Below are 23,642 nucleotides of genomic sequence, written 5' to 3'. Positions count from 1 at the left end.
GACAGGAGGCAGACCGTGCGTCTTGATGCCCCCCTCTCCCGACTCGATCTGCTGGTCTATGGCCGCTACCGGATCGTCCATGGCCTGCGCATTGCGCTCGCCTTTATGCTCACCTTTCTGCTGACCCGCGAGCTGAAACTGCCGGAGAGCACCTGGCCGCTGATCACCCTGGTGGTGGTGATGGGCCCCATCTCGTTCTGGGGCAATGTGCTCTCCCGCGCCCTGCAGCGGGTGGTGGGCACCATCTTCGGCGCCAGTTGCGGGGTGGTAGCGCTCTATCTCGAGATCTACTCGCTACCGCTTACCCTGATCTGGTGCGGGTGCATCATGTTCCTCTGCGGCTATCTGGCCCTCGGCAAGCGCCCCTATGTGGGGCTGCTGATCGGCATCACCCTGGGAGTCACCATGGGGGCCATGCCGGGGGATATAGAGACGGCGCTGTGGCGCAGTGCCGACGTGATACTGGGCTCCCTGCTGGCGCTGCTCTTTTGCAGCATCTACCCCCAGCGGGCCTACAGCCACTGGCGGCTGCAACTGCACCAGATCCTGCAGCAGTCGGGGAGGCTCTATCACACTCACCTCTCCCCCAATGTGCTGGAGCGCCCGCGCCTCAAGCACAATCTCTCCCAGCTGTTGGCACAGACCGGCAAACTGCGGGCCCTGCTGGCCCCGGCGGCCAAGGAGACGCGCCACAGCGTCGCCCTGTTTGATGCGGTGCAGGTCACCATGCGCAACACCCTCTGCACTCTTGAGATGCTGGCCAACACCTACTGGAACGATCGGGAGAGCCACTTCCTGATGCAGAGCACGGCTGCGCTGCAAGCCTGCCATCTGGCCACCGAGGAGGCGATCAACCAGCTTGCCCTGATGATGCAAACCGGCGATGGTCGCGGCGCAGATGCCGCCATCGCCCGCCTGCACGAGGTGGCGACCCAGGTATCGCTGCCGCCCAACGCAGAGGCGGCCATCAATGGCTACCTCTGGCTCAACGTCCAGCTGACCGAGCAGCTCACCCACCTGCGCCGCCTGCTGGGGCTGATCCTCACCCCGCCCCATCGCAAGCAGCCCGACTAGATCCAATGTAAAACGCCCCGCAGTGGCGGGGGCGTTTTGCTGTCTGACTGGCCGCTTGGGCCGTTGTTCAGCAACTCTTAACTGGCATTGGCCAGCGGCTGCTCGGCGGTGAGGTAGAGGGAGAAATCCTGAATGCCCGCCTGCAGGGCGGCAAAACAGTCGGGGTCTATTGCGGTGCCCAGATTCTCCGCCATCATCTCCAGCGCCTGCGGCACAGGGATGGCGCCGCGATAGGGGCGCTTGGCGGTGATGGCATCGAAGATGTCGGCTGTGGTGATGATGCGCGTCTCAAGGGTAATCTCGTTCCCCTTCAGCCCCTTGGGGTAGCCCTTGCCATCGAGCCGCTCATGGTGGGCGCCCGCCACTTGTGCCAGCTCCTCGAAGGCGCCCATACGGCTCAGGATCTCCTCGGTATAGGCGGCATGCATCTGCACCGCCGCCCACTCCTGCGCATCGAGTTTGCCCGGCTTGTCGAGAATGGCGTTGCTCACCCCGAGCTTGCCTACATCATGGAGCAGGGCGCCCCGCTTGAGCCAGCGTCGACGCGGCTCGGACAACCCCATCTGGGTGGCAAGAATGTCGGTATAGAGCGCAACCCTGCCGCTGTGGCCCGCGGTGTAGGGACTTTTGGAGTCCACCACCTGCCCGAAGGCCGCCGCGATTTCGTCCAGATAATCCTCATCCAGCGCCACCTCCCCCTGTCCGGCAGGGTGGACCAGCACCCACTCGGTCAGTCGGGGATCGGCCAGCCCTTGCCAGAACGCCTCGTCGGCCAGCGCTTCAAATTCCCGAACCAGTGCCGGATCAAACCAGCTGCCGCTGCGCTCGCGCAGCTCCTTGAGCGCCGCATCCGGACCTGCGGCCGCGTGAAATACATCCACCACCTGACAGAGCAGGGCAATGCGGGAGAAGAGCGGGATCGCCTCGCCTGCCAGTTGCAGGGGCCGACCTTTGCCATTCCAGTGTTCATCAAGGGAGAGGATGCCATCGGCTACATCATCACTGAAACGGAGCTGGCGAGCGATATCCGCCCCCCGATGACAACGGGTCTGGATCAGTTCGTTGGCAATCTGGTCACCGTTGCGAAAGATATGAAACAGGCTGCGAAAACGTCCCAGCAGGTCCGCCTGCAAGCCGGTGTGGCCCAGCACAAAGTTGACTACCTCGGAGAGGGAGCCATCCACCAGTTTGAAATCGCGTTTGAAGTGAAGATCGTCGGTGAGATAGAGCTCGCAGATGCGGGCGGCATTGCTGCTGCACCCAAGATCTTTAAGCAGGAGCGTGTAGTAGAGATCATGGCGCAGCCGGGCATCCAGTCCCAGCCGCTCCCCCAGACGGGAACCTATCCAGCAGCAGCGAATGCAGTGTCCTCTTGGTTGCCCCTCAGTCATATCGAGCGCATGACTGAGGGAACCAATCAACTCCGCCAATCGCAATCCATTCACCGTCATAGTCTACTCCCTTAGACATCATGGCGATTTTGCCAGCAGATTAGGTATACCCCATCTGAAGCTGGAACGATCTGGATTCAGTTGAATTTAGGCAGCAGCTTTGCCCTGATTAGCCCGCTCTTCCAGCTCTGCGCGGCTCAGGGTAGAGACAAAGCGGCCATCGAAGTAGATATCCATCAACTCGCCACGCTTTTCGCCACGCATCATGCTGCGGCGGCCATCCAGATAGTGCACCTCCATCTGGGCGGTATGCTCGTCCGGGTAGCTGATCTCCACCTCGCGCACCCCTTGTGGCAGCATGGCCAACGGCACCTTCTTGAGGGCCGGATCCAGATGCTGGTTCACCTTGATCACCGGATCGGCTCTCATGTCCACCACAGCCGGAGATTTGCCGGTGATGGGGTTTTTGCCAGACCAGAACTCGATGGTATTGAACACAAACAAGTCAGCGGTCGCGGCCAGACCGTAGACAGGGGAGAGCAGCATAAAGACCCCGGCACGAGCGTAGCGGTTATCCACCACGCTCAGGTTGCCCTTGGTGACCATGCCGGAAAGCCCCATCTGCCCCATACAGCCACCCAGACCCATGCTCGCGACCATAACCAGCAGGGCCATTGCCCGCCCCTTCTGTTGTAATGCCATCGTGTTCTGTTCCTGCTCGGAAATAAATGAGGCGGCAAGCCTAATCAAGGGGCCAGAAGAGGACAATTCACAATGGCGGGACGATACAGGAGGGGTTCAGATTGGCATATCAAGTGCGCAATAAATAAGCACCGATGGGATTATCATCCGATCGGTGCTTCATTCAACAATCAATAACCGTCAGGAGCCGATGGCCAGATTGGAGACTGTCTCGGTCACATTGATGGCGCCCTGCTCGATCTGTGACATCACGCCACTCACCTCGCCGATCTGCTCCTTGCCACGCTGGGCACTGGTGGCCACCTCATTGATGTTGCCGGTGATCTGGGCCGTCAGTTCGCGGTTTTTCTGAACCACGCTGGCGATCTCGCCGGTCGAGAGGGAGGTGCGCGCAGCCAGCTGACGTACCTCGTCGGCCACCACCGCAAAGCCGCGCCCCTGATCGCCGGCCCGGGCAGCCTCGATAGCTGCGTTAAGGGCCAGCAGATTGGTCTGCTCGGCAATACTGCTGATGGTCGAGACAATGGCTTCAATGCTTTTCGACTGCTCATTGAGCTGGCCAATCAGGCCGGAAGTGCGACTCACCTGTTCGGAAATGGCGCTGGAGATGGCAACCGATGCCGCCAGCAGTTCAGACCCGGTTTCGGCAAAGCGGGTGGTCTCCTGCGAAATGGTCTGGGCTATGTTGGCCGCCTCGCTCACTGCCTGGGAGCGCTTGATCCGCTCTGTCACCTCACTGGCAAACTTGATCACCTTGACCACCTTGCCGCTCTCATCCTTGATGGGGTTGTAGGTAGCCTCCAGCCAGATCTCGTTGCCGTGGCTGTCACGACGACTGAACAGCCCCGACTTGAGCTGGCCGTGGGCCAGATCGTCCCAGAAGTGGGGTTGCTCGCGATAGAAGCTCTCATCGCAAAACAGCCTGTGATGCTGCCCCTTGAGCTGCGAAAGGGAGTAACCGACGCAGGAGAGGAAATTCTGATTGGCCGTCACAATCTCCCCCTTGGGGGTGAACTCGATAATGGCGAGCGCCCGATCGAGTGCCGAGATGATCGCTTTCTGACGACTCAACTGCTGATAACTCTCGGTGATATCGGAGGCTATCTTGACGACCCTGACCACCTTGCCCTCAACCTTGACCGGGAAGTAAGTAGCCTCCAGCCACAACTCCCTGCCATGTTTGTCAATGCGCTGGTAGATGCCACTGTGGGAATGCCCCTGACGCAACTGTTCCCAAAACTGGGCATAGGAGGATGACTGGGCGTAGTGGGCATCACAAAAGATCCGGTGGTGTTTACCAATCACCTCCTGCTCGCTATAGCCCACCACACTCAGAAACAGCGGGTTCGCCTCGAGGATCTCGCCGCTTGGAGTGAAACTGATGGTAGCGACACCGACTTTTACTGCATCAATAAATGCCTGGGCCTGGGCCAACTGCATTTGACACGCTTGTAATTCCGCTTTGAGTTTGAAGTTGAACATCTTGCCCTGCCCCTCTGTTACCCGTTTACAACTACGTCACATCTGCATGAACTTTAGACGAGAAAGCAGAGGGATAACGGGGTCCCATCGATTAAGGTGCCAGATCCCACTCCAGATAGGCCGGATTGGCGACAAAGCCGATTCGCTCATAGAGAGGGCGCCCCTGCTCGCTGGCATGGAGCCACACCTTGCCCAGCTGACGCGATCTGGCGAAGGCTGTAATGGCATTGAGCAGCGCCGTGGCGATCCCCTGCTGGCGCCATTGCGGCCGCGTATACATGTTGAGCAGGTACCCCTCCACTCCCGCCAGATTGCCGGGATAGGGCGGCCGTTCAAACAATGCCAGCGTCCCTGCTGCCACGATCTGTTTGCAGCCCTCCTGCGTATCGGCCTCAGCCAGCCAGGATAAAGCACTCTCTTCACTTATCGCCCGGGTGAAATAGTCAAGGGTGGCCTGCCACAAGGCCGGGTCTGCCTGCGGCGTCACCAGCTCACCGACCTCACAAAACAGCTCCATGCGCAGCGCCACCAGTGCGGGAATATCTGCGGCCCTTGCCTGACGAATGATCATTGGCTGCTCCTTTTCTCTCATGGGAAATTTCGCCGGCCGTCATTATGACAAAGAGCGCCTTGTGGCGCTCTTTGTCATTGGGGAAATCACTGATAAATCAATGGCTGCGACGAGTCAGCCAATAATCCAGGCTCAGCACACCGCCGCCCCAGATGATCAGAGTCAGCAGCATCCAGCCCCACAGCTGGTGATCGTAAAAGCCGCCCGCCCAGAGGGTCGGATAGGAGATCACCGCCATGATATTGAAGCCAAACAGCAGCAAGGCAGCCGGGCGAGTAAAAAGCCCCGCCAGCAGGAAAAGCGGCAGCAACAACTCGGTCGCCGTCCCCAGATAGGCAGCCCACAACCAGGGCAGCAGGGGCACCTGATACTCGGATTCAAACAGATAGAGGGTGGAATCCCACGCTGTGAGCTTGAGCCAGCCTGAAGTGAAAAAAACCGAGGCGACCCAAAGCCGCGCCAGCAACAGCACACCAGCGCTGCTCCAGCGCGGCAAATCACCACTCGAGCTGGCCAGCGCCAGCCATTTGTTTGCCATCATGGCATCACCTCCATATCCACCAGCAGACCAAGAGTTACCAAGCGAGTGAGATGTTCACTGGCCGCAGGGTCGGCCGCCAGCAGATCGCCCAGCGCCGTACCAGCGAGACAACCCTGTAGCAGCGCCCACTCACCAGCCGTCAGGGGCAAGGGGGCAAACCGGCAATCCGGCTGTTTCTTCAATGCCAACCAGACGGGGGCATCAAGCACCTCCACCGCTTCACCACCGTGCAGCGCCATCTGCCACAGGGCCAGCACCGGATAATCGCTGGCAACCAGCAGCAGATCCGTAGCTGGCAAGAGTCGCAGCCGCTCCCATTGTTGCGGCGATAATGCGGCCAGACGCTCGGCTGGCCAGCAGCGTGATTCCAGCGGCAGCAGACTGGCACGCTCAAGCTGCCATTCGAACTGAGCCAGCTCCTCCAGCCAGGGCAGTCCGGTTGTAGTCGGCAAGCGGGCCAACCATTGGCCAAATCCGGCGCCATAGTGCATGACGCCCCCTTCCCTGAGGGGCTCGGCCAATACGAAGCCACGAGCAGCCGCTGCAAAAAAGTCATCCCCGACCATGGCCTTGACGGCGGGATAACTGCTCGCCAGCACCTCGCCAAGGCTCAGGATGAAGTGGTTGCGATAGACCTGCAGCACAGATTCGGCAGAAAAGAGCCGGGAGCTGATGTGAGGGGCAATGGCGTCAGGCGCCCCCAGCAGACCATCCGCAAAATGCTGTTGCAGCTGTGCCAGCTCAGCCATAGGCCACCTCCCGTGGCGCACTCATGGCGCGCGCCTCATCCAGAATGGCACTGGCCTGCGCCGCCTCTGCCAGCAAGACCGGCAGCAGCGGGATCTCGAGGTCCCACTCAATCAGGGTGGGAATGGCCTGCTTGCGGCAGATCTGGCGATAGAGTTCCCAGACCGGTGCCACCACAGGGGCGCTGTGGGTGTCGATATAGAGAGAGCCTTCCGGCAGCTGCTTCTCGGTATAACCGGCCAGATGGATCTCCCCGACGGTGGCGAGATCGATCGCCGCCAGATACTCATCGCAAGAGAAACCGTGATTGAAGGCACTGACATAGAGATTGTTGAGGTCGAGCAGGATGCCGCACCCGCTGCGCTGCTGCAGCTCGGCCAGAAATTCCCACTCGCTCATCTCCCCGGTCAGCTGCAGATAGGAAGAGGGATTTTCAATCAACATGCGGCAACCCAAGGTCTGTTGTACCTGCTGGATCTTGTCGCGCATGTTGCGCAGGGAGGCTCGGGTATAGGGCACCGGCAGCAGATCGTTGAAGTAACGCCCACCAATGCTGCCCCAGCTGAGATGTTCGGAGATCCGTACCGGTTTGATCGCCGCGGCCAGTGTCGACAACTGCTGCAGATGGTGTGGATCGAGCAGGTCGGCAGAACCGAGGGACATGCCAACGCCGTGAAGACTGACGGGGTAGTGCTGCGCCAGTTCGGCGAGCACCTGAAAACCGTGACTGTGCCGTTCGAAGTAATTTTCACTGTGCACCTCCAGCCAACCGACTGCCGGCAGGGTTTGCCGGATCTCATCGTAATGGGGAGTGCGTAATCCGATACCAATCAAAGGGTTCATCGCAAGACTCGCTTTCGCCAATCAGAGAAGATGCAGGGGCGACCCATTGGCCATCCCCTGCCCGATGTCTCTTACTTGGGTTGCAGCGAACCGCCGACAAGCTTCTCGCACAGCCCTTTGGGCATCACCACAAAGGCATCACCCTGAGCATCTTCCTTGGCGGTACCGGCGCAGGAGCTGCTCTTGGTCGCACAGTCATTTTTGCTGGCCTTGACCACGCCGTAGCACTTCTCCTTTTCATCAGCAGCCATGGCTGGCGCCGCGATAAATTGGGCGCCCAGCGCCAGCAGACCGGTCATGGCGGAGGCGATAGCAGTGCTTTTTTTAACATTCATGTTCATGTTCCTTTTGATGTCGTTGGATGTTGCTGATATCCCCGATTTGTCGCAACCGGGTACCTGCAATAGAACCGGCAAACGGGATATTCCCTTTCAAAAAAAACACAAAAAGAGTTAAAAAAACCAAAGGAAAACACACAATCAATTGATTTTAAACAGCTATTTCATAATTGAAAATTTCTCGACGACCACCCATTAATGAACGAGGAAAGTGCCATATGGTGCTTTCATCCCGTTAATCTTCTTCACTGCTTCCATCAAAAGAGATGCGTCAGACATAAAAAAGCCCCGCCAACAGGCAGGGCTGGATGCAACTTTAAAGAAACAATAAATCAACAATCGGAGTGGTGTTGGGAGCTAGGAGTTGCGGCAAGCAGATAAAAAAAGAGACAGCCAAAGCTGTCTCTTTTTGCACATGGTGCGAATGGGGTTTAGTAGAAGATCCGCTCGCCACGCTCGCTCATTTTGAGCCACACCGGTTTGGTGCTGGTTTTATTCCAGATCCGGTGCAGATAGCTGTAGAAGCGGGCACGATCGCTGCGAAATAGCATCACGGGGAAAGCCAGAATGCCCACCAGCAATACATAAATGCGACGAAGAATAATCTGAGTCAGGGAAAAGGGATGAAACATGATGTAACTCCTTACTGGTAAGACCACTGAGCAAAGATTACCCCACCCCATGTAGGATTACTACATCACCAACGCATTTTTTTATAAAAAAATGGTGAAAAACGGGAAATACTGAAAACGGGTTACGTCATTAACCAACAGTTAACAAACTTGCGAAAATCGTGCGCTTTGCCACAGTTATCAGGGGAAAAACATGCAGTAGGGAGACACGCATGAAACTGCCTGAAGTAGCACTGCTGGTGCTGATGGTTGCCCTGACACGGGCACAACTGGAGGAGTGGCAACTGAATCGGGAAGATGCCATCGTGCTGGCCGAACGGGGCGTGCCCACCGTCAGCCTGTGGCAATGCGGCACACTGAAGCAACGGATTGCGGATCTCAACCAGCACAGTGCCGAGGTGCAGTTTCAATATCGGGGGCAAAACATGGCGGATGTGAGCCACTATCTCGAGCGCGAGTGGAAACAGGCTGGCTGCGAACAGTTACTGGTACAGCAAGGATACTGACCAATGCTCAGACTCGAAGAGTAATTATTGATATAAACAGAGAAAAGATGGAGGCACGTTCCGGAGTCGAACCGGACTAAACGGATTTGCAATCCGCTGCATAACCGCTTTGCTAACGCGCCATGCTGACAAGACTGATTGTCTTGAAAGTGAGTTCCATCGTTGGTGCGATGGAAAATTGGAGCGGGAAACGAGACTCGAACTCGCGACCCCGACCTTGGCAAGGTCGTGCTCTACCAACTGAGCTATTCCCGCGTTACTGCTTTCGTGCCAGTTGCCTGACAACGAGGCGCATTATACGTACCACGAGCGCCAGCACAACCCCTTTTTCGCAATTTAAGCCCTGATGCAGACTGTTTGCTCAGGGTTTAAACGCCTTGCTGCATTTTTCTCCAGCCAGCTGTGACCCACCAAGCGAATTTGGGATAAAGTCGTTGAAATGATTACGCTTTCGTTCGAGACTTGAGCGGCTTAATAACCGGATTCTCAATTGAAAATCACAAGATGAAATGGATCTTCACGCTTCGTGGGCTCAGGCCGCAGTTAATGCTGGCTTTTTTCATGTTGGGCATGGTGCCCTTTTTGGTCATCACCCTCTTCTTCCTATACAGCCACGGCAAGGATCTCACCACCCAGACCTCCAACCATCTGGTCTCCGTTCGTAATATCAAGAAGAGTCAGCTCGAGGATTACTTCAACAACCTCAAAGAGCAGATCATCAACTTCTCCCAGCAGGATTTTGCCGGCAACAGTATCGGCCGTTTCTATGGCTTTACCGGCGCCTTCGAGAAGTTGGGTACCACGCCGCAGGAGGCCCGCAGCCGCGCCCAGGCCCGCTATCTGCCCGGCTCTTGGGATCAACTGCGCAAACCGGACAGTCAGGTGGAGATCGAACCCTCCATCACCGCGCTGATCCTCGCCGACGAGATGTATGGCCGGGTGCACCAGCGCTTTCATCGCGGCTATGCCGACATGGTGCGCAAGTCCAACTACAGCGACATCTTTCTGGTGGACCTCAACGGTGATGTGGTCTATTCGGTCACCAAGCACCCTAACTTTGCCACCAATCTGCTCTCCGGCCCCTATCAGGGCAGTGGCTTGGGCCAGACCTTCGCCAAGATCAAACGCCGCCTTGATGGCGGCCAGAAACCGCAGCAGATCTTCGAGTTCACCGATTTTGGCCGTAACGAGCTGACCGGGCAGGTGGTCGCCTACATGGCGGCACCCGTGATGCAGTACGACTATGTGCGCGGTGTGGTGATTTTCGAGCTGCTGCCGGACAAGCTCAACCAGATCATGGCGGAGCGGGAGGGGCTGGGCGAGACCGGCGAGACCATCCTGATCGGCCCCGACAAGCGGATGCGCGCCGATGCCTGGCTGGCACCGGAGTTCAGCGTCGAGAACAGCTTCAGCCCCAACTTCCGTCCACTGCAAACGCCCCTCATCACCAAGACGCTCTCTGGCGAGCAGGGGGTCGGGCTGTTCCACTCCTATCAGGATGACGAGGTGCTGGCCGCCTACACCCAGGTGAAGGTGTTCGATACCGAGTGGGCCTTTATCGCCGAGATCTCCACCCGGGAAGCCTATGCCCCGATCCGCCAGCTGGAAACTCTGGTGATTGTGCTGGGTGCGGGTTCGGTACTGCTGCTGATCCTCTTCTCTCGCTGGCTCTCCCACTCCATCACGGCGCCGCTGCGCTCTCTCACCGAAGCGGCCGAGCAGGTGGCCGACGGCGCGCTGGATCACCCCATCGCCATCGAGCGCACCGGCGATGATATCGACCGGCTGGCCGAGGCGTTTCGCCATATGCAGCGCTCGGTGAAGGACAAGATCGAACTGATCGAACAGCAGACCCAGGAGCTGCAACAGCAGGTCAAGCTGACCCACAAGCAGAACCTCAGCCTGCAGCAAGCGGACAAGCTCAAGGATGAACTGCTGGCCAACACCTCCCACGAGCTGCGCACCCCCATTCACGGTATCAAGGGGATGGCGGAATCGATGCTCGCCAGCCAGCAGGATCTGACCGAAGGGCAACAAAAGCAGCTCGGCCTCATCATCAAGAGCGCCGACGGCCTGGCCCGTCTGGTGGACGATCTGCTGGACTACCACCAGATGCGCTACGGCCAGCTGGAGATCCACTCACAACCCGTCTCATCAAAAGGGGTTATCAGGCTGGTGCTGGACCTTTGCCAGCATCTGGTGCAGGCCAAACCCCTCACTCTGGTGGATATCAGCCCGGCCGAACTGCCGCCGGTGCTGGCCGATGAGCAGCGGCTCGAACAGGTGCTCTACAACCTGGTGGGCAACGCCATCAAGTACACGCCGCAGGGCAAGGTGGTGCTCAGCGCCATCGTCGAGAACAACTTCCTGCGCATCAAGGTCACCGACACCGGCATCGGCATCGCCCCCGATCATCTGGAACATATCTTCGAGCCGCTGGTGCAGATGAGCCCGGAGGTAAGCAAGCAGGGGGCCGGCCTTGGCCTCTCCATCACCCGCCAGCTGGTGCACCTGATGGGGGGCGAGCTGTTCGTCGAGAGTGAGCCGAGCGTCGGCTCTACCTTCGCCTTTACCCTGCCCCTTGCCACCGGCAAAGCGGCCAATCTGACCCTCGACAGCCGCCAGATCGAGCATCAGCTGGTGCGCCAGCAACCGCTGATCCTGCCGGACTGGGAGAGCGACGATCTGCCCCCTCCCCCCGAGGATGCGCCGCTCATTCTGGTGGTGGATGACGAGCCCATCAACCTGCACATCCTGCGCCATCTGCTGCAGCCCTGCGGCTACCGCATCCTGCCCAGCAGTGACGGTCACGATGCGCTGGCCAAGCTGGCCGAGGAGCCGGTGGACCTCATCCTGCTCGATGTGATGATGCCCACCCTTTCCGGTTTTGACGTCTGCCGCCGCCTGCGCCAGCAGCACCCGAAAGATATGCTACCGGTGCTGCTGCTCACCGCCCTTAACCAACCCAAGGATATTGAGGAGGGCTTTGGAGCCGGAGCCAACGACTATCTGGTCAAACCCTTCTGCAAGGAAGAGCTGTTTGCCCGGGTCAAGGCACTGCTGGAGGCCAAGGCCGGACGCGCCTCGCTGGTAGAGAACCGGCTATTGAAGCAGGAGATCGAACATCGCCTCACCCTGCAGGATCGACTGCATCAGGATCAGCAGCGGCTGCTGGCCCTGCTCGGCGAAGGGGCCGACCCCATGATCTTTATCGACGAGCAGGGCACTGTGCTGTTTGCCTCCCGGGTACTGGCGCGCCTGCTGGGGCAGGAGCCGGAAGCCATGGAGGGGCAGCCCCTCAATGAGTGGCTTGCCACCCCGCTGCAACAGCAGTGGCCCGACCTTGCCAGCGAGCGGGAACACAATCTGGAATTTCTGGTGGCCGGGCAAAAAGATGTACTCAACGCCCGCGCCCTGCCTATCACGCTCGGAGGACAGGCTGCTTTCGCCCTCACCCTGAGTACCGAGCTGCGTCAGGATGAGAACCGGGTAATGGCGCTGGAGAACGCCCTCAAGAACCTCTCGCGGCAAGCCATCATCGAAGATGAACAGCTGCTGGGCGAGCTGAGCCGCCTGGGTGGCGAGTTCCGTTCGCTGGCCGACGACCTTATTCGCCAGCAGGATGACGAGCCGCTGCGCCGTGCGCTGGTAGAGACCATGCAGCTCACCCTGGATGCCTGGCAGCAGGGAACCGGCAAGGGCAAAATCGTGCTGGCGGAGAAGAGCAAGCTGTGGCGGGTCTATATGGACAGATCCAGCCCGCAGACCCGCACCCTCGACAAATACCTGAGTCTGGACACCCTGCCCAAGTCGCCACGCTGGAAGACGGTCGTGGCCACCACCGAGTATGTGCTGGGCCACTGCCCGCTCAATGACCACCAGCGCCAGCAGTTGCAGCACAGCGCCCAGACCCTGCGTCAACTCGCCAACCGCAAGCCGTGACACGGCGCCCTAAACGGGCGCCGGATCACAATTGGCAATCTGGTTTCTTTTTATGCAAAACAAAGCCCCGCCCGACCCCGAAACCGAGAGCAGATCCAATTCACAAATTTGTCATATACGCCATTTTCACAGCCACTTTTTACGCGAGAGCAAATAACACAAATCAATGATTTTAAACAGATAAAAAAGCATTTTGACGAGATTGACGTAATACCGTCAATTTTTACGAAAACAACGAAATCAATAGTTGTTGTTTTCCTGTTAATTCTGGTTTGCTTAGGGCGTTGGAAAACAGAACGACAAAGGTTAGACACCTGACCAACACAGAGGGCCGATTTCATCAGCATGCGAAACCGGTGCTCACACAAAACAAGGCGAACCCTCGGGAATGCCAAAAAATAAGAAAGGAAAACATATGCTTGCCAAAGTATCCAAAATCTCTACCGCTGTAATGCTGGGAACCATGATGCTTGCCGGTGCCGCCGGTAACGCCATGGCCGCAGAAAACAAAACCGTGCTGACCATGGTCGCACAGCAGGAAACCGCCTGGGTCAAGAACTTCAACCCCTTCCTGCAAGCGGGCTTGCTGCACACCACCCGTCACTTCATCTATGAACCGCTGGTGATCTTCAACGATATGCAAGGGGGCAAACCCGTCTATCGTCTGGCCACCAACTATGCGTTCAGCGATGACCTGAAATCCGTCACCTTCGATCTGCGTGACGGCGTGAAGTGGTCTGACGGCGAAGCCTTTGATGCCGATGACATCATCTTCTCCTTCAATCTGGTCAAGGCCAACAAGGCGCTGGATGAGCGCTCAATCTGGACCCAGATCAAGAGCGTTGAGAAGCTGGCCCCAAACAAGGTCAAATTCGACCTGACCGAGGTCAACACCAACGTGGTGAACGATCTGGTGCTGGTACCTATAGTGCCGGAGCATCAGTGGAAATCGGTGAAAGATCCGGTTGCCTTCACCAACGACAAGCCGGTTGGTACTGGCCCCTTCACCGAAGTGGACAACTTCTCCGCCCAGCTCTACACCCAGTGCCGCAACCCGCACTACTGGGATAACGCCAACCTCGCTATCGACTGTATCCGCATGCCGCAGATGGCCACCAACGACCAGGTGCTGGCTGCTGTCATGAAAGGTGACATCGACTGGTTCGGCTCCTTCGTGCCGGATATCGAGCGCCTCTACGTCGGCAACGATCCGAAGAACAACAAATACTGGTTCCCGGCCTCCGGTACCGTGGCGTTCAACGTCAACTTCCAGACCAAGAACCCGGGCAATAACGAAGCCTTCAACGACATCAACTTCCGCCGCGCCTTCTCCATGGCGATGGACCGCCAGTCCATGGTGGATATCGCGGGCTACGGCTACCCCACCGTCAACGAGTATCCGTCAGGTCTGGGCAAAGCCTTTGATTCCTGGAACAACCCGGAAGTGGACAAGAAGTACGGCAAGTACAACAAGTTCGATCTGGAAGGGGCCAAGGCCCTGCTGAAAGAGGCAGGCTACAAGGATTGTGACGGCGACAAGTTCCTCGACACCCCGAGCTGCAAAAAGATCGAGTTCAAGGTTCTGGTGCCGAACGGCTGGACCGACTGGGTCAACACAGTTCAGATTGGTGTAGAAGGGCTGCAGGCGCTGGGCCTGAACGCCAAGACCGCCACCCCGGAAGCGACCGTCTGGACCGAGAACCTGATCACCGGTGACTTCGATGTCGCCCTGCAGGGTTACTTTGCCGGTGCCAACCCGCACAAGTACTTCGAGACCGCGTTCCACTCCCGCAACATGGGCGACCGTGGCAACCGCTTCGCCGCGCCCCGTTACAAGGATCCCGAGCTCGACAAGCTGATCGATGACTTCACCCAGACCGCCGATGCGGCCAAGCAGAAGGAGATCATGTTCGCCATCCAGGATCGTGTTGGTGCCAACCAGACCATCATTCCGGTCTTCAACAACCCGACCTGGTACGAGTACAGCACCAAGCGCTTCAACGGCTGGTTCAGTGCTGATAACCCGGTAGCCAAACCTCAGCTCCACCCGGACACCCCTGAGCGTCTGCTGCACGTGTTGTCCCTCAAGCCAAACAGCTAAACAATCCCGGCCCCCTGCGGGGGGCCATCTTCCCCGTTAATCCCCTTCTTGCCCGGCACCGCCGGGGTTGGGGTCGCTATACCCGACGCGGGGCAGACTTGCAGTAAAAGGTACTATCATGGGATTCATACTGAGACGCTTTTCCTTCTACCTGGTTGCCTTTCTGGTAGCCGCCACCATCAACTTCCTGTTACCCCGTGCCATGCCAGGGGATCCTGTCTCCGTGATGTTTGCCCGCGCTGGCGCCATGATGGAACCCGCCGCCCTGGAAGCCCTCAAAGCCACCTTCGGCTTCGTCGACGGCCCCATCGGCACCCAGTTTCTCACCTATGTGAAGAGTGTCTTCACCTGGGATCTCGGCACCTCGGTGCGCTTCTACCCGCAGCAGGTCTCTGACGTGCTGGGCCGTGCCATCGGCTGGACCCTGTTTCTGGTCGGCACCTCCACCATCCTGAGCTTCTCCCTCGGTTCCATCGTTGGCATCTTCGCCGCCTGGTATCGCGGCGGCCGGATGGACAGCATTCTCTCCCCGCTCACCCTGGTGATGCAGGCCATTCCGCCGGTGGTGGTCTCCCTGCTCGCCCTGTTCCTGTTCGGGGTCAGCCTCGAATGGCTGCCCATCGGCTACGCCTACAGCCCGGAGATCAAGGCTGACTGGGGCTGGGAGCACATCAAGAGCATCATGACCCACGCCATCATGCCGGTGCTGACCCTGGCCGTGGTGCAGGTGGGGGGCTTTCTCATCACCATGCGCAACAACATGATCAACCTGCTGGGCGAGGATTACATCACCATGGCCAAGGCCAAGGGGCTTTCCAGCAACCGGGTGATCTTCAACTACGGCGCCCGCAACGCCATTCTGCCCAGCGTCACCGCCCTCTCCATGGCGCTCGGTTTCGTCATCGGTGGCTCTCTCATCACCGAGGTGATCTTCAACTATCCCGGTCTGGGCCTGACTCTCTATCAGGGCATTCTGGCCCGCGACTACCCGCTCATTCAGGGGCAGCTGCTCATCATGACCATCACCATGCTCAGCTTCAACTTCCTGGCCGACGTGCTCTACGTCTTCCTGGATCCCCGTCTGCGTACAGGAGGCAAATAAGATGCGTATGCCGACCATTCTCAAAATCCTGCTGGGCAACAAGAAGGCTGCCTGTGGCCTCGCCATCGTGGTTGCCTTCGTACTGATGGCCCTCTTTGCCCCCATTCTGGCCAGCAACGAGCCGACCAAACGGGTGGCTCGCCCGCACCAGCCGCCCAGTGCCGAGTTCGTGATGGGTTCAACCCGCATGGGCCACGACATCTGGGCCCAGTTCACCAACGGCGCCCGTATCTCGCTGCTGGTAGGCTTCAGCGCAGGCCTGCTGGTCTGCACCCTGGCCGTCGCCATCGGCATCACCGCCGGTTACTTCGGCGGTCTGGTGGATGAGTGCCTCACCTTCCTGATGAACGTGGTGCTGGTGATCCCCAACCTCCCCTTGCTACTGGTGCTGGCGAGCTTTATCGGGGAGGCGTCACCGGCGGTGATTGCCGTGATAATAGGGTTGACCTCGTGGGCCTATGGCGCGCGGGTCATCCGCGCCCAGACTCTGGCCCTGCGCGAGAAGGAGTTCGTCATCGCCGCCGAAGTGCTGGGCGAGCCGGCCTGGCGCATCATTCTGGTGGAGATCCTGCCCAACCTCATCTCCATCATCGGGGTGAGCTTCATCGGCTCCATCATCTACGCCATCGTCACCGAAGCGACCCTGGAGTTCCTGGGGCTTGGCGACCCGACCGTGGTGAGCTGGGGCATCATGCTCTACAACGCCCAGACCTCCAGCGCTATTCTGGTCGGCGCCTGGTGGGAGATCCTGGCCCCCTGCTTTGCCATCGCCACCCTGGGTGCCGGTCTGGCTCTGCTCAACTTCGCCATCGACGAGATCGCCAACCCGCAGCTGCGCTCCCACAAAGGGTTGAGCCGCTGGAAGAAACTCGCGGCCCCGGTCACCGCTCCGGTTGCCACAGCACAGGAGAAGACAGCATGAACAAGCATCCCCTGCTGTCAGTACGCAATCTTTGCGTCGACTACATCACCGAAAATGGCGACGTGCGCGCCGTCAACTCGGTGAGCTTCGATATCAGACAGGGCGAGATCTTCGGTCTCGCCGGTGAGTCGGGCTGCGGCAAATCCACCGTCGCCTTCTCGGTGGCCCGACTGCACAAGCCGCCCGCCTACATCAGCGGTGGCGAGATCCTGTTCAAGGGGGAGAATATCCTCCACTACAACGACGAACGGTTGCGCTCCTACCGCTGGCAACAGGTGTCGGTGGTGTTCCAGTCCGCCATGAACGCCCTGAACCCTGTTTTGCGGATGGAGGAGCAGTTCTGCGACGTGCTGCTGGCCCACAATCCCGGCCTGACCCGTTACGAGGCGATCAAGCGCGCCCAGGAGCTGCTCACCATCGTCGATATCCACCCGAGCCGGCTCAAGGATTACCCGCACCAGTTCTCCGGCGGCATGCGTCAGCGCTTGGTGATCGCCATCGCCATGGCGCTCAACCCCGAGCTGCTCATCATGGATGAGCCAACCACGGCACTCGATGTGGTGGTGCAGCGGGAGATCCTGCAGAAGGTCTATGCCCTGAAAGAGAAGTTCAACTTCTCCATTCTGTTCATCACCCACGACCTCTCCCTGATGGTGGAGTTCTGCGATCGCATCGGCATCATGTATGCCGGTGAGCTGGTGGAGGTGGCTCCTTCCAAGGCGATCCTGACCGCACCGCTGCACCCCTATACCAGAGGGCTCGGCAACTCCTTCCCGCCCCTGCACGGGCCGAAGAAGGTGCTGGAGGGGATCCCGGGCACCCCGCTCAACCTGCTGGAGGTGCCGGTCGGCTGCCGCTTTCAGGCCCGCTGCGGCAAGGTGCACGATCGCTGCCGTCAGGAGTACACCAGATTGGCCGAGATCCGCCCCGGGCAACAGACCGCCTGCCACCTCTATGAGGAGCAGGGACTGCAACAAGATTCCGTGATCTATCTGGACAAGGCCGCTGGCTGTTAAGGATGTCTGTCATGCAAATCGCCAAAACCGATGCACCCATCATCGAAGTCCAGCACCTCTACAAGGACTTCCCCATCAACTCCAATGCCATCAAGAGTGGCAAGATGCGGGCGCTCTCCGACATCACCTTCAACCTGCACCGGGGCCGCGCCCTGGCGGTGGTCGGGGAGTCGGGCTCCGGCAAGAGCACCATCGCCAAGATCATCGCCAAGATGTACAAGCTCAGTGCCGGGCGCATTCTCTATCGCGGCCACGATCTGGAGGAGTTCAACAAGGGCACCGCCCTGCTGGACTATCGCCAGAGCGTGCAGATGGTGTGGCAAGATCCGTTCGGTTCGCTCAACCCGACCCACACCATCTATCATCACATCGCCCGCCCCCTGCTACTGCACAGCAAGGTGATCGACAAAAAAGAGCTGCCCGACATGGTCTACGCCCTGCTGGAAAAGGTCGGCCTGACCCCCGCCAAGGCGACGGCGGCAAAATATCCGCACCAGCTCTCCGGCGGCCAGCGCCAGCGGGTCAACATCGCCCGCAATCTGGCGGTGGAGGCGGAAGTGGTGCTGGCGGACGAGCCGACTTCCATGCTCGACGTCTCCATTCGCATCGGCATCCTCAACCTGATGGAGCAGATGAAGAACGAGCTCGGTGTCTCCATGCTCTACATCACCCACGACATCGCCACCGCCCGCTATGTGGCGGAAGATCTGGCGGTCATGTATGTGGGTCACATGGTGGAGTGGGGCGAGGTGGACGAAATCCTGCATCACCCGCAGCACCCCTACACCCAGCTGCTTATCTCGGCGGTGCCCGACCCGGAGAAGAGTATCCACGCCGAGCTGGAGGGGGGCCGCAAGGGGGAGATCCCGCTCTGGACGCCGGAATCCTGCGGTTGCCCCTTTGCCGGGCGCTGCAATCAGGCGATGCCCCGCTGCAAGGAGGCGCAGCCCCCCATCACCAAGCTTGCCGACAACCACTTCGTGCGCTGCTACCTCTACGAGTGAAGGTGAGCCTTAGACCGGCCGGACAACCCCGTCCGGCCATGCCTCGATACGGGGCGGCCACAGCCCCGTGATGTGCCTCACCGCCCGGCGGTGAACCACAGGAGTAATACCTTGATGGAACTCTTGATCAATCAGGTGGGCTACGAGTGCGACGGACACAAGGTCGCCCTGTTGCAAACCTCCCCCGCCCCTGATCTCGGCGGCTATGTCAGGCTGCAACGCCTTGATGATGGCCAGATCCTGTTTGAAACCCCGCTGCAACCGGCTGGCAACGTCCCCGGCTGGCAGGGCCGCGCTTACTGGCGCGCCGACTTCTCCGCCTTCAAGGAGCCCGGCGACTATCGGCTGGAGGCGATCACTGCCCAAGGCATAGTCCGCTCCACCCGTTTTGCCATCGGCCAGGATCTGCTGGCCAGCCGCTGTCTCTCCGATGTCATTCACTACTTCAAGGGGCAGCGCGCCAGCGGCACCTTTGATCGGGCCGACCGCAGCGCCCGCCTGTTTGGCACCGACCAGCACAAAGATGTGCACGGCGGCTGGTTCGATGCCAGCGGCGACATGAGCAAGTACCTGAGCCACCTCTCCTACGCCAACTACCTCAACCCCCAGCAGACCCCCATGGTGGTGTGGGCCCTGCTCAAGTGCCGCGAACTGCTGGCCCCGCGCCACGATATCGACGGGGTGAACCTCTGCAAGCGGCTCAATGACGAGGCGCTGCACGGCGCCGATTTCCTCTGCCGGATGCAGGATGAGTCGGGCTTCTTCTACATGACCCTGTTCGACAAGTGGAGCAAGGACCCGGAGCAGCGCGAGCTATGCGCCTATGCCACCCAGCAGGGGCTCAAGTCCGCCAACTGGCAGGCAGGTTTTCGCCAAGGGGGCGGCATGGCCATCGCCGCGCTGGCCCGCGCCGCCCGCGAGAGCGTCAGCGGCGACTTCGATGCCAGCCGCTACGCCGAGGCCGCCAAACGCGGCTACCTGCATCTGCGTGAACACAACCTCTCCTATCTGGATGACGGGATCGAGAACATCATCGACGACTACTGCGCCCTGCTGGCAACGGTGGAGCTGACCCGCACCTTCGGCAACGAGTGGCTGAATGAAGCGAGAGTCCGTGCCAGCAAGCTCTGTGCCCGCCAGCGCATTCATCCGGAGCTTGGTCACTACTGGTCGGCCAACGAGGATGGCTCGCGCCCCTACTATCACGCCGCCGAGGCGGGCCTGCCGGTGCTGGCGCTGCTGGAATATCTGGGCGTAGAGCCGGATCAGGAATACAAGGCTAGGGTACAAACCGTGGTGGAGCAGGCGCTGGCCGCCGAGCTGGCGCTCTGTGCCCGCGCGGGCAACCCCTTCTCCCTCGCCCGCCAATATGTGAAAGGGGTGGATGAAGCGCCGCGCGTCAGCTTCTTTATGCCCCACAACAACGAATCCGGTTACTGGTGGCAGGGGGAGAACGCCCGCCTCGCCTCGCTGGCGGCCATGGCCTTTGCTGGCGCCCGCCACTTCCCTCGCCAGAGCCAGCCGCTGCTCACTTATGGCCAGCGCCAACTCGACTGGATCCTCGGGCAAAACCCCTTCAACGCCTGCATGCTGGCGGGCCACGGCATCAACAACCCCACCTATACCGCCGGGTATCCCAATGCGCAGGGGGGCATCTGCAACGGCATCACCTCAGGGTTTGATGACGAAAATGAGGTGGCCTTTATTCCGGAGGAGTACAAGGATCGGCTGGATCAGAACTGGCGCTGGGGCGAGCAGTGGATCCCCCACGCCGCCTGGTTCGCCCTGGCCATCAGCTGGCAAAATGCCGCAGGAGGTCGCCATGATTGAGTTCTGGGTCGGCGTCGATGGCGGGGGCACCCACACCCGCGCCCGCATTCGGGATCGGGCGGGCAAACTGCTCGGAGAGGGGCGCGCGGCCGGCTCCAATCTGGAGCTGGGCATCCCCCATGCCCACGCCAATGTACTGGCCGCCATCGCCAGCGCCCGCCTTGCCGCCGGGATCGCTATCGAGAGCGAACAGCAGATGGGGGTCGGGCTGGCGCTCGCCTCCGCCGAGCTGGCCGACTGCTATCACGCCCTGCTCGAGATGCCCTTCCCCTTCGCCAGCGTCAGGCTCACCTCCGATGCCTTCGGTGCCTGCCTCGGCGCCTTTGGTGGCCGGGAGGGGGCCATCCTGATCGCCGGTACCGGCTCGGTGGGGCTGGTCTATCAGGAGGGGCAGATCCGCACCTGCTCCGGCCGCGGCTTCCCCATTTCGGACATAGGCAGCGGCGCCTGGCTGGGGCTGCGCGCCATCCAGCAATCCCTGCTCTGCCACGACGGCATTCTGCCCCCCAGCACCCTCGCCATCCGCTTGATGGATCGCTTCAAGCGAGATCAGGCCGAGGTGGTTCGCTGGGCCGCCCGCGCCATTCCTGCGGACTATGGCCACTTTGCCCCCTGGGTATTCGATGCAGCCAGCGATGGCGACGAGCTCGCCAATCAGCTGCTGGACGAAACCTGCGAACAGCTGCGGATCCTGCTGGAGGGGATGACCCAGCTCGGTGCCAGACAGATCGCCCTGCTGGGGGGGATTGGCACCCGCCTCGCTCCCCGTCTCGGCCAGCTCAACCTGATCCCCCCCCAGGCAGATGCGCTCGATGGCGCCATCCTGTTTGCCCAATCAGAGGATTTTCCATGTCTACACCCCTGATCCACACCCAGGTCGCCCGACGTGACGGCGAGGATGTCTGGTTCACCTTCACCCTATCCCGCATGCCTGATACCCAGTGGAAGCTGCACTTCTGTCTGGCTCGCCATATCGACCCCGACTCCTTGCAAGGGGGCGAGCTGGAGCGCCAGAGCGGCAGCTACAAGGTGATTGTCCCAAAAACTGGCAGCTGCGAGCTGCGCTTTTGCTGCCGCCAGACGCCCATCAAGAAGCTCTCCGACATGCCGCAGGGCTTCTTTCTCAGCCTGCCGGAGGCGACCACGGGTGCCCAGCTGCTGCCGGTGACGCTGGCGGCGCAGGATCTCGGACTGGAGAACCCGCCGGTAGCCCGCCCCGATCTGCCGGATATCGAGCCTCTGCCCGGTATAGTGCCGCAACCGGCCCATCTGGTACTGCTGGAGGGGAACTTCCGGCTGGCAGAGCGGGCTCATGTCAGCGCCCCCCGCGATGTGCCGAAATTGCTGGCCCACTTCAACGAACTCACATCGCTGGCGCTGGAGCAGGATCACGACGCAGAAATCCGGCTGACCGAGGCCAAACTGGCCCCCGAAGCCTACCAACTCACCATCACGCCGCAGGAGGTGGTAATTGCCGCCGCCGACGAAACGGGCTGGCGTCATGGGCTGGTGACGCTAGCCCAATGGTATCTGCAACATGGGGAGAGCCTGCCCTGCGTCACGCTGGAGGATGCCCCGCGCTTTGGCTTTCGCGGCATTTTTCTCGATTGCGCCCGCCACTTCCACACTCCGGCCACCATCAAGCGTCTACTCAAGCTGATGAGCCTCTACAAGTTCAACCGCTTCCACTGGCATCTGACCGATGACGAGGGGTGGCGACTCGAGATAAAGACCTTCCCGGAGCTGACCGATGTGGGTGCCTGGCGCGGCCACGATCTGGCGATCGGCCCCCAGCTCAGCGGCGGCGCCGAACCCTATGGCGGCTACTACACCCAGAGCGAGGTGAAGGAGCTGGTGAGCTATGCCATTGAGCTCGGCATCACCGTCATTCCCGAGATCGACATCCCGGGCCACTGCCACGCCGCCATCAAGGCGCTGCCCGAGTTGCTGATCGAAACGGCGGATCACTCCCGCTACCGCTCGGTTCAGCATTTCGATGACAACGTGCTCAACCCCGCCCTGCCCGGCACCTACCGCTTCCTGGAGGCGGTGCTGGACGAGGTATGCGAGCTCTTCCCCGGCCCGCAGATCCACATGGGGGGTGACGAGGTGCCGACCGGGGTCTGGACCGACAGCCCCGCCTGCCAGCAGCTGATGACCGAACAGGGCTACGCAGACTGCCGCGAGCTGCAGGGCCATCTGCTGCGCCACTGCCAGCGCTATCTGGCCGCCAGAGGCAAACAGATGATCGGCTGGGAGGAGATCCTGCATGGCGACAAGGTGAGCCGCAAAGCGGCCATCTGTGCCTGGACCAGCTTTCAGGCGGGGCTGGATGCTGCCGCAGCCGGTTATCCGGTGGTGATGGCGCCCGCCCAGTTCCTCTATCTGGATCTGGCCTGGAGCGCCGATATTCATGAACCCGGCCTCTACTGGGCGGGGACCCTCAATCTGGAGCAGGTTTATGCTTGCGACCCTGCCCCAGCCGATTTCCATGCCAACGATAACATCCTCGGGGTGCTGAGCCCCTTGTGGTCAGAATTGATCACCAGCCGTGATCGTCTCGACTACATGTTGTTCCCGCGTATGCTGGCCACGGCCGAGGTGGCCTGGAGCGATCCCGCCCACAAGGGCTGGGAGCACTTCGCCGCCCGCCTGCCGGGCCAGCTGCAGATCCTCGATCAGTTGCAGGTGCGCTACCGGATGCCACAGAGGTAATGTTGTCTCTACTTTGGCGGCCAATCGGCCGCCTTTTTTACGATTAGCCAACAAAACATCAACTTCCCCCTACCATTCATCCGCCATTATTGGCAAAATCCAGCCCCCAATGAAGCTGGTCTGTCTCCTGCTGGCGCGAGCCTGCGGCCACCTCCAGATCTGCCACAATAACAACGACAACAT

At 60.1% G+C, this 23,642-nt stretch carries 20 protein-coding genes and 2 tRNA genes; 11 read left to right on the top strand and 11 right to left on the bottom strand.

The window, feature by feature from the left end; translation table 11 throughout:
* The first annotated feature begins 15 nt into the window (after positions 1-15).
* Positions 16-1,074, top strand: a complete 1,059-nt coding sequence (locus tag ACW5XC_RS01045; protein ID WP_042054492.1) for an FUSC family protein — start codon at positions 16-18, stop codon at positions 1,072-1,074.
* A 77-nt stretch (positions 1,075-1,151) separates the two neighbouring features.
* On the opposite strand, the gene ACW5XC_RS01040 is transcribed toward ACW5XC_RS01045, so the two are convergent.
* From ACW5XC_RS01040 to ACW5XC_RS01000, 9 genes are all read right to left on the bottom strand, one after another.
* Entirely contained in the window at positions 1,152-2,525 is a 1,374-nt protein-coding gene (locus tag ACW5XC_RS01040; RefSeq protein ID WP_042054493.1) for an HD-GYP domain-containing protein, read from the bottom strand.
* An 87-nt stretch (positions 2,526-2,612) separates the two neighbouring features.
* The gene (locus ACW5XC_RS01035) at positions 2,613-3,167 is read right to left on the bottom strand and encodes a DUF3332 domain-containing protein (protein WP_042054494.1); all 555 of its coding nucleotides are present in this window, start codon (positions 3,165-3,167) and stop codon (positions 2,613-2,615) included.
* Between the two features lie 180 nt (positions 3,168-3,347).
* Positions 3,348-4,649: a methyl-accepting chemotaxis protein gene (locus tag ACW5XC_RS01030; protein ID WP_042054495.1), complete on the bottom strand. Its 1,302-nt coding sequence runs from the start codon at positions 4,647-4,649 to the stop codon at positions 3,348-3,350.
* 91 nt (positions 4,650-4,740) lie between these two features.
* Positions 4,741-5,220, bottom strand: a complete 480-nt coding sequence (locus ACW5XC_RS01025; RefSeq protein WP_042054497.1) for a GNAT family N-acetyltransferase — start codon at positions 5,218-5,220, stop codon at positions 4,741-4,743.
* Positions 5,221-5,317: 97 nt separating this feature from the next.
* A complete protein-coding gene (locus ACW5XC_RS01020) occupies positions 5,318-5,761 on the bottom strand; it encodes a DoxX family protein (RefSeq protein ID WP_042054498.1) in 444 nt (147 codons plus the stop codon).
* Positions 5,758-6,510 (bottom strand): HvfC/BufC N-terminal domain-containing protein, encoded by a 753-nt coding sequence (locus ACW5XC_RS01015; RefSeq protein ID WP_042054499.1) that lies wholly within the window; start codon positions 6,508-6,510, stop codon positions 5,758-5,760. Before ACW5XC_RS01015 ends, ACW5XC_RS01020 begins: the two co-directional genes overlap by 4 nt.
* Positions 6,503-7,351: an MNIO family bufferin maturase gene (bufB, locus tag ACW5XC_RS01010; protein ID WP_042054500.1), complete on the bottom strand. Its 849-nt coding sequence runs from the start codon at positions 7,349-7,351 to the stop codon at positions 6,503-6,505. The genes ACW5XC_RS01015 and bufB overlap by 8 nt, the downstream gene beginning before the upstream one ends.
* Before the next feature lie 71 nt (positions 7,352-7,422).
* Entirely contained in the window at positions 7,423-7,686 is a 264-nt protein-coding gene (locus ACW5XC_RS01005) for a BufA1 family periplasmic bufferin-type metallophore (protein WP_005334862.1), read from the bottom strand.
* Positions 7,687-8,120: 434 nt separating this feature from the next.
* Entirely contained in the window at positions 8,121-8,321 is a 201-nt protein-coding gene (locus ACW5XC_RS01000) for a YbfA family protein (protein WP_005334863.1), read from the bottom strand.
* A gap of 212 nt (positions 8,322-8,533) precedes the next feature.
* On the opposite strand from ACW5XC_RS01000, the gene ACW5XC_RS00995 reads away from it, so the two are divergent.
* Positions 8,534-8,827, top strand: a complete 294-nt coding sequence (locus ACW5XC_RS00995) for a hypothetical protein (protein ID WP_005347702.1) — start codon at positions 8,534-8,536, stop codon at positions 8,825-8,827.
* A gap of 48 nt (positions 8,828-8,875) precedes the next feature.
* On the opposite strand, the gene ACW5XC_RS00990 is transcribed toward ACW5XC_RS00995, so the two are convergent.
* Both ACW5XC_RS00990 and ACW5XC_RS00985 read right to left on the bottom strand, forming a co-directional pair.
* Positions 8,876-8,949, bottom strand: a tRNA-Cys gene (locus tag ACW5XC_RS00990).
* A gap of 57 nt (positions 8,950-9,006) precedes the next feature.
* Positions 9,007-9,082 (bottom strand) — tRNA-Gly (locus ACW5XC_RS00985).
* Between the two features lie 249 nt (positions 9,083-9,331).
* On the opposite strand from ACW5XC_RS00985, the gene ACW5XC_RS00980 reads away from it, so the two are divergent.
* The 9 genes from ACW5XC_RS00980 (at position 9,332) to ACW5XC_RS00940 (ending at position 23,459) form a co-directional block, all read left to right on the top strand.
* A complete protein-coding gene (locus ACW5XC_RS00980) occupies positions 9,332-12,769 on the top strand; it encodes an ATP-binding protein (protein WP_042054502.1) in 3,438 nt (1,145 codons plus the stop codon).
* Between the two features lie 415 nt (positions 12,770-13,184).
* Entirely contained in the window at positions 13,185-14,870 is a 1,686-nt protein-coding gene (locus ACW5XC_RS00975) for an ABC transporter substrate-binding protein (RefSeq protein WP_005353816.1), read from the top strand.
* Between the two features lie 118 nt (positions 14,871-14,988).
* Entirely contained in the window at positions 14,989-15,972 is a 984-nt protein-coding gene (locus ACW5XC_RS00970) for an ABC transporter permease (protein ID WP_005334871.1), read from the top strand.
* Position 15,973: 1 nt separating this feature from the next.
* Positions 15,974-16,894, top strand: coding sequence for an ABC transporter permease (locus ACW5XC_RS00965; protein WP_042054503.1), 921 nt, complete (start codon positions 15,974-15,976; stop codon positions 16,892-16,894).
* The gene (locus tag ACW5XC_RS00960) at positions 16,891-17,910 is read left to right on the top strand and encodes an ABC transporter ATP-binding protein (RefSeq protein WP_042054504.1); all 1,020 of its coding nucleotides are present in this window, start codon (positions 16,891-16,893) and stop codon (positions 17,908-17,910) included. Before ACW5XC_RS00965 ends, ACW5XC_RS00960 begins: the two co-directional genes overlap by 4 nt.
* 11 nt (positions 17,911-17,921) lie before the next feature.
* Complete coding sequence (locus ACW5XC_RS00955; RefSeq protein ID WP_042054505.1) at positions 17,922-18,914, top strand: ABC transporter ATP-binding protein; 993 nt, start codon at positions 17,922-17,924, stop codon at positions 18,912-18,914.
* Between the two features lie 114 nt (positions 18,915-19,028).
* Positions 19,029-20,744, top strand: coding sequence for a glycoside hydrolase family 9 protein (locus tag ACW5XC_RS00950; RefSeq protein WP_042054506.1), 1,716 nt, complete (start codon positions 19,029-19,031; stop codon positions 20,742-20,744).
* On the top strand, positions 20,737-21,609 hold the full coding sequence (locus ACW5XC_RS00945; protein WP_005347722.1) for a BadF/BadG/BcrA/BcrD ATPase family protein: 873 nt from the start codon (positions 20,737-20,739) through the stop codon (positions 21,607-21,609). Before ACW5XC_RS00950 ends, ACW5XC_RS00945 begins: the two co-directional genes overlap by 8 nt.
* Entirely contained in the window at positions 21,594-23,459 is a 1,866-nt protein-coding gene (locus ACW5XC_RS00940) for a beta-N-acetylhexosaminidase (protein ID WP_042054508.1), read from the top strand. Before ACW5XC_RS00945 ends, ACW5XC_RS00940 begins: the two co-directional genes overlap by 16 nt.
* Positions 23,460-23,642: the final 183 nt, after the last annotated feature.

The sequence above is a fragment of the Aeromonas sp. 25-AL00135 genome (genome assembly GCF_054052385.1).
This window is presented reverse-complemented; position numbering and strand designations above follow the sequence as displayed.

Coding starts and splice junctions, on each gene's coding strand:
- ACW5XC_RS01040 (WP_042054493.1), bottom strand. CDS start 2,525: ATGACGGTGAATGGATTGCGATTGGCGGAGTTGATTGGTTCCCTCAGT.
- ACW5XC_RS01035 (WP_042054494.1), bottom strand. CDS start 3,167: ATGGCATTACAACAGAAGGGGCGGGCAATGGCCCTGCTGGTTATGGTC.
- ACW5XC_RS01030 (WP_042054495.1), bottom strand. CDS start 4,649: ATGTTCAACTTCAAACTCAAAGCGGAATTACAAGCGTGTCAAATGCAG.
- ACW5XC_RS01025 (WP_042054497.1), bottom strand. CDS start 5,220: ATGATCATTCGTCAGGCAAGGGCCGCAGATATTCCCGCACTGGTGGCG.
- ACW5XC_RS01020 (WP_042054498.1), bottom strand. CDS start 5,761: ATGATGGCAAACAAATGGCTGGCGCTGGCCAGCTCGAGTGGTGATTTG.
- ACW5XC_RS01015 (WP_042054499.1), bottom strand. CDS start 6,510: ATGGCTGAGCTGGCACAGCTGCAACAGCATTTTGCGGATGGTCTGCTG.
- bufB (WP_042054500.1), bottom strand. CDS start 7,351: ATGAACCCTTTGATTGGTATCGGATTACGCACTCCCCATTACGATGAG.
- ACW5XC_RS01005 (WP_005334862.1), bottom strand. CDS start 7,686: ATGAATGTTAAAAAAAGCACTGCTATCGCCTCCGCCATGACCGGTCTG.
- ACW5XC_RS01000 (WP_005334863.1), bottom strand. CDS start 8,321: ATGTTTCATCCCTTTTCCCTGACTCAGATTATTCTTCGTCGCATTTAT.
- ACW5XC_RS00995 (WP_005347702.1), top strand. CDS start 8,534: ATGAAACTGCCTGAAGTAGCACTGCTGGTGCTGATGGTTGCCCTGACA.
- ACW5XC_RS00980 (WP_042054502.1), top strand. CDS start 9,332: ATGAAATGGATCTTCACGCTTCGTGGGCTCAGGCCGCAGTTAATGCTG.
- ACW5XC_RS00975 (WP_005353816.1), top strand. CDS start 13,185: ATGCTTGCCAAAGTATCCAAAATCTCTACCGCTGTAATGCTGGGAACC.
- ACW5XC_RS00970 (WP_005334871.1), top strand. CDS start 14,989: ATGGGATTCATACTGAGACGCTTTTCCTTCTACCTGGTTGCCTTTCTG.
- ACW5XC_RS00965 (WP_042054503.1), top strand. CDS start 15,974: ATGCGTATGCCGACCATTCTCAAAATCCTGCTGGGCAACAAGAAGGCT.
- ACW5XC_RS00960 (WP_042054504.1), top strand. CDS start 16,891: ATGAACAAGCATCCCCTGCTGTCAGTACGCAATCTTTGCGTCGACTAC.
- ACW5XC_RS00955 (WP_042054505.1), top strand. CDS start 17,922: ATGCAAATCGCCAAAACCGATGCACCCATCATCGAAGTCCAGCACCTC.
- ACW5XC_RS00950 (WP_042054506.1), top strand. CDS start 19,029: ATGGAACTCTTGATCAATCAGGTGGGCTACGAGTGCGACGGACACAAG.
- ACW5XC_RS00945 (WP_005347722.1), top strand. CDS start 20,737: ATGATTGAGTTCTGGGTCGGCGTCGATGGCGGGGGCACCCACACCCGC.
- ACW5XC_RS00940 (WP_042054508.1), top strand. CDS start 21,594: ATGTCTACACCCCTGATCCACACCCAGGTCGCCCGACGTGACGGCGAG.